Raw genomic sequence first — 4,323 nt, 5'->3', positions numbered from 1 at the left:
AAAGCCCGCCCTGTACTGCGAAGCAGTCAGGGCCGGGTAGTTTACGAAAAGGTTTGCTTGTAGATCAACTGCAATTGTTCTAGCTCATCTTGGCGGGCAGCACGGCGCAGCAGGCGCATTTGCTCTTCGATGAGCTGGCGAGCCTCATTACGGCTAATCGGATCGAAGACCAACTCCTCCATGGCAGCAGGATCCCCGCTGTTATCCGGCGGCCTGAAGTAAACCCGAAAAAAGAGCCTTTGGGCGTAGAGAGTGGTGAAGAGAGCCTGATTTTCGTCGACCTGACACAGGCTGTAGAGCAGACCAAATGTGGGGTGATTCAGATACAACTCATTCATGCCCAATAGCGTATCACTCTTGGGGGAGAGGAGAGACTTTTCTTCCCGGTCGGTGCCAGAGAAAGTTCCGGAAATGATGGGGCTACGGCTCTTGAGACCGAGGGTTTGAATCACAAGTTCCGCCCAGCTCGATTTTGGCTGTTGCGACTGGATTCAACATTAGCAAACTAACAAGATTTTGGGTCAGGCTGTTACCGCCGCTGCTGTTCCCGCACCTTCCTCTTCGTGTCATTCAATTCGTTTTCCCCCTCTAGCTGACGAAATTGCTCTTCCAATTCATCCCAAGCCTCGAAAGGTTTTCCCCAAGGGCTGAAATTCCGGTCCGGGTTGTCGATGCCTTTGGCTTGCGCGGCTCTTACCTCCTGCAGCTTAGCCTTCACTTCTTGGCGGCGCTGGCGAATCTGCGGCAGCAGGGCTTCCATTTGTTGGATTTTCTCCTTTTGGGCTTTCATTTGACCCCATAGCTGGCTGCCCCTCTCCAACAGCTCAGCCTCCCGGCGTCGCGCTCCTTCGGCCAGATCGGGACGATTGGCCCGCTGCGCCTTCTCAATGCGAAAGTGCCAGGTTTTAATCTCCTCGGCTAAGTTGAGAATGCTTTTTTGGAGAGCCTCCTCTTGGACGCGGCTTTCCTGCAACAGCCGCAGGGTATCCGATTCCTGCTGGCGCAACTGCTCATCGAGGGCTTGCAGCTCGATCTCAGGGTGGGCCCTGAGAAATTCTTCCAGGCGGGTTTCCAAAAACCGGATGATATCTTCGATCAGTTTCATGGACGGATCCTCTTCCCAAGCCCTCAGTTGCGTTTAGAGTAGCCCAAGCTGGGCCATCCTAGATAGGGTTATCCCATGCCCGTTTAAGACATTCCCTTCGACCTTCACCCAAAGTGAGGCCAGGGATCCATCCAGCAGGCAAGTTCACTGCAACTGGGAACTCTCCTGAACCCAACTGCCCCCAGGCGGATCCCTGTCTTCCTCAATCCAGCAAACGGCCATCCTCAACCCGGATAATGCGCTGGGCGGCCTGGGCTACTTCAAGGTCATGGGTGACCACGACCAGGGTGATGCCCTGCCGGTGGAGCTCCGCAAAAAGGTTCAGCACTTCCTGGCCGGTATGGCTATCCAGAGCCCCAGTCGGCTCATCAGCCAGCAACAGTTGGGGTCGGTTGACAATGGCACGAGCAATCGCCACCCGCTGCTGCTGGCCGCCGGAGAGTTGGGCCGGACGCTGCTGCAGTTTGCTCCCCAAGCCTACTTGTTCTAGGGCTTGCTTGGCCCGCCGGCGTTGCTCCGGCTCCGGGATCCCAGCATAGGCCAAGGGCAGCATGACGTTCTCCAGCGCTGTCAGGACGGGCAGGAGATGGAACTGCTGGAAGACAAAGCCGATTTTTTGGTTGCGAATGTGGGCCAAATCGCGATCGGTCAGGGTGGAAACTTCCACCCCATCCAGCCAGTAGCGCCCTGAGCTGGGCCGATCCAAGCAGCCGATGAGGTTCATCAGGGTGGATTTGCCGGATCCAGAGGGCCCCATAATGGCGCAATACTCTCCCGGCTGGATCGCCAAGTCGATATCGTAGAGGGCCTGAAAACTGCCCTCCGGCAGTGGATAGACTTTGTTCACCCCAACCATCTGCACTACGGGCGGGCTGGCCGCAGCCAAGGCCTCGGCTGGGCGCTCCAGGGATCCGACCGGCCCACGGCGATGATTTGCCCAGGAATCTTGCTCAAGCATGGTTGGCACCGCGACTTGCCCCATTCTAGCCTTTGGGCTTCCCTGGCTTGACGGCTAACCGGAAGAGCGGATCTCCTGCGGCTGATGGTAGGGGCAGCTCCCCTGGGGATCCACCCTGAGGCGGTAGAGGGGAGAGCGTTCCTGATCGCAGCGAAAGGCTTGGGCTTGGGAAGTCAAGATCTGGCGGGCAAAGCGACAATTTTGGCACTTTTTGCCACCGTGATGACTGGATACAGAAGGCTGTTTTGGACGCGGCACGATCCCTGCTGGAGAAGGGGCAGCCTCTGCCGGGCGGATCAGCTCCCGTGGAGAAAGGCCGCGCAGCACCAGTTCGGATCCCTGCCAGCGGGCTTCCACCAGGCCGGTATCGGCCCAGGCCGGCCAACGGGGATCCTGGGTAATCTGGGGCGGCAGACGCACCTGTACCCCCGCCAAAGTCCGCGGCGACCCCTGCTCCTGCCAAACTTCTTCCACCTCCCCCTCGTAGCGCAAAGGGGGATCCCTGATCTCGGCGGGGGAACCGGCCTTCAGCTCCGCGAGCCTAACTGGGGTTTGTAGGTGCCCATCGGGCAACTCCAGCCAATGCCCAGGCTGAGGGCAGTGGACATGGTAGCGATTGCACAGCTCCGGCAGATCCGCCAGATCCTGAGCCTGCTTGGGGTCGGCGTGAACCAAGACCAAATGCTGGGGGCGAAAGGTGTGGATGATCTGGGTGAGATGCCCGACATCGTTGTGGCTGTGCCAGGTTATCCATTCAACGGCAATGCGGGAGCGCAGCGGCGCCGGCCAACGCTCAAACGGGGTAGCCAGCTCCACTTCCGGCAGCCGCACCAGCAGACAGGAGCGCTGCGGTTGGGCCAACAACCTCGACCAAATTGGATCCCAAGCCTCAGGCCCGGCATCGGCGTCGCACAGCAGCAAGCCTTGGGGCAGAGGATCCGCTTCGGTAAGGGGCTGAACCCGCGGCTGCAGGCGGTCTTCCCAGAACAAGGGCTGGTAGGTGGCGAAATTGCGCACCGGCTCCGGCAGGTAGGTGAGCAAGCGCTCGTAGAGATTGCAGCCTGCCGCCAGCCCCGGCGCCACCCATATCTTGAGCTCTTGGGGGGCTTGGGTAAAGCGGTGGTGGGCTTTGAGGAGAAAGATCAGCTCCTGCCCCAACCCCAACACTGGCAGGGGAAACAGCACCGTTTGCCCCGCTTCCAAGGCGCTGAGCAACCGCTCCACCAGGCGATTTTCCAGGTGACGACGGGGTGGATGGCGGGTGGATCCCAGCGAAGCCTCGATGAGCAACACGTCCGGCTGCCAGTGGCGCAAAGCAATGAGATCCAAGCCGGGGGCAAAGCGAGTTGAGGCCAGGGAACAGTCGCCCGTGTACACGCAGGCTTGGGCCGGAGTGGTTTGGGTATTTTGCAGCAGGGTTGCCGCCGCTCCTGGCAGATGCCCAGCCGCAAAGAAAGTGAGCATCAGATGGGGCAAAATCTCTCGCGCCCGGCCCAAAGGCAGCGCCCGAAAGGGGGGAAAGCGAATGTCCCGGTCGTAGCCTGGCCAAACGCCACACTCCCACAGACCAGCGGCCAAATGAGCAGTCACCGGCGTGGCGTAGAGAGGTACCTGAGGGTAACGACGATGAAAAGCAGGTAGCCCTTGCACATGGTCAAAGTGAGCATGGCTGCAGATTACCGCATCCGGGATCCCTGGCAGAGCCTTAAAGAGGGCAGGAGCGGGCAACCCGCAATCGAGAAGCAAACGGTGGGATCCCATCTCCAGCCAATAGGCACAGCCCTGCTGCCAGGGATCCGTACCCAGGGGGAGCAGTCGAAGGGGGGGTCTCTCTGACTCCACAGGTGTGTCGTTCTGAACCTAGAAGACCGCGTTCAATCCTGCAAACAGGAGGGGCGACTTGGCCAGGGATCCCCCCTCTCCACCGGTACACCTCCCCGGAGAGTTGGAGACAACCTGTGCCGATCCACTTATCCTACACTTCTCACAGCATAGCGTTTGCCCACCATCTGCCGCGGCAGCCTGCCATTTCATCCCTGCAGCAGCTGAATGGATGTGGGGATTTGGTTTTGCGATGAACTTGTCTTGGCTTGGCAGCCTATGGGTTGGCGCTCTCTTCTGTCGCCGCAGCGGCGCTGCTGCTGGGAAAAGCAAAGCCGGCAAAATCGTGATCGTCGGGGCGCACCGTCAGGATCATCAGGTTGTAGAAGGCCCAGACCAAGCCAAACAGCAGCTCAGGCCAAGAGGGATCCCAACTGCC

At 59.7% G+C, this 4,323-nt stretch carries 4 protein-coding genes; all 4 read right to left on the bottom strand.

Annotated features, from left to right (window positions below; translation table 11 throughout):
* Window positions 1-41: 41 nt before the first annotated feature.
* Window positions 42-452, bottom strand: coding sequence for a PipX family protein (locus NW856_RS09155; protein WP_414381329.1), 411 nt, complete (start codon window positions 450-452; stop codon window positions 42-44).
* Window positions 453-529: 77 nt separating this feature from the next.
* Window positions 530-1,105 carry a TIGR04376 family protein gene (locus NW856_RS09150; protein WP_414399915.1) on the bottom strand — a complete coding sequence of 192 codons (576 nt, stop codon included), beginning with the start codon at window positions 1,103-1,105 and terminating at the stop codon, window positions 530-532.
* A gap of 202 nt (window positions 1,106-1,307) precedes the next feature.
* Window positions 1,308-2,063, bottom strand: coding sequence for an ABC transporter ATP-binding protein (locus tag NW856_RS09145; RefSeq protein ID WP_414399916.1), 756 nt, complete (start codon window positions 2,061-2,063; stop codon window positions 1,308-1,310).
* Window positions 2,064-2,117: 54 nt separating this feature from the next.
* A complete protein-coding gene (locus tag NW856_RS09140) occupies window positions 2,118-3,905 on the bottom strand; it encodes an MBL fold metallo-hydrolase (protein WP_414399914.1) in 1,788 nt (595 codons plus the stop codon).
* Between the last annotated feature and the right edge of the window lie 418 nt (window positions 3,906-4,323).

Origin of the sequence: Synechococcus sp. R3-13, from assembly GCF_047462195.1 — a bacterium.
In the GTDB taxonomy this organism is placed as follows: domain Bacteria; phylum Cyanobacteriota; class Cyanobacteriia; order Thermostichales; family Thermostichaceae; genus Thermostichus.
The sequence above is the reverse complement of the archived record's forward strand: the minus strand, read 5'-3'. Positions and strand labels throughout refer to the sequence as shown.

Excerpts from the sequence above, each read along its gene's own strand:
- NW856_RS09150 (WP_414399915.1), bottom strand. The coding sequence starts at position 1,105 with ATGAAACTGATCGAAGATATCATCCGGTTTTTGGAAACCCGCCTGGAA.
- NW856_RS09145 (WP_414399916.1), bottom strand. The coding sequence starts at position 2,063 with ATGCTTGAGCAAGATTCCTGGGCAAATCATCGCCGTGGGCCGGTCGGA.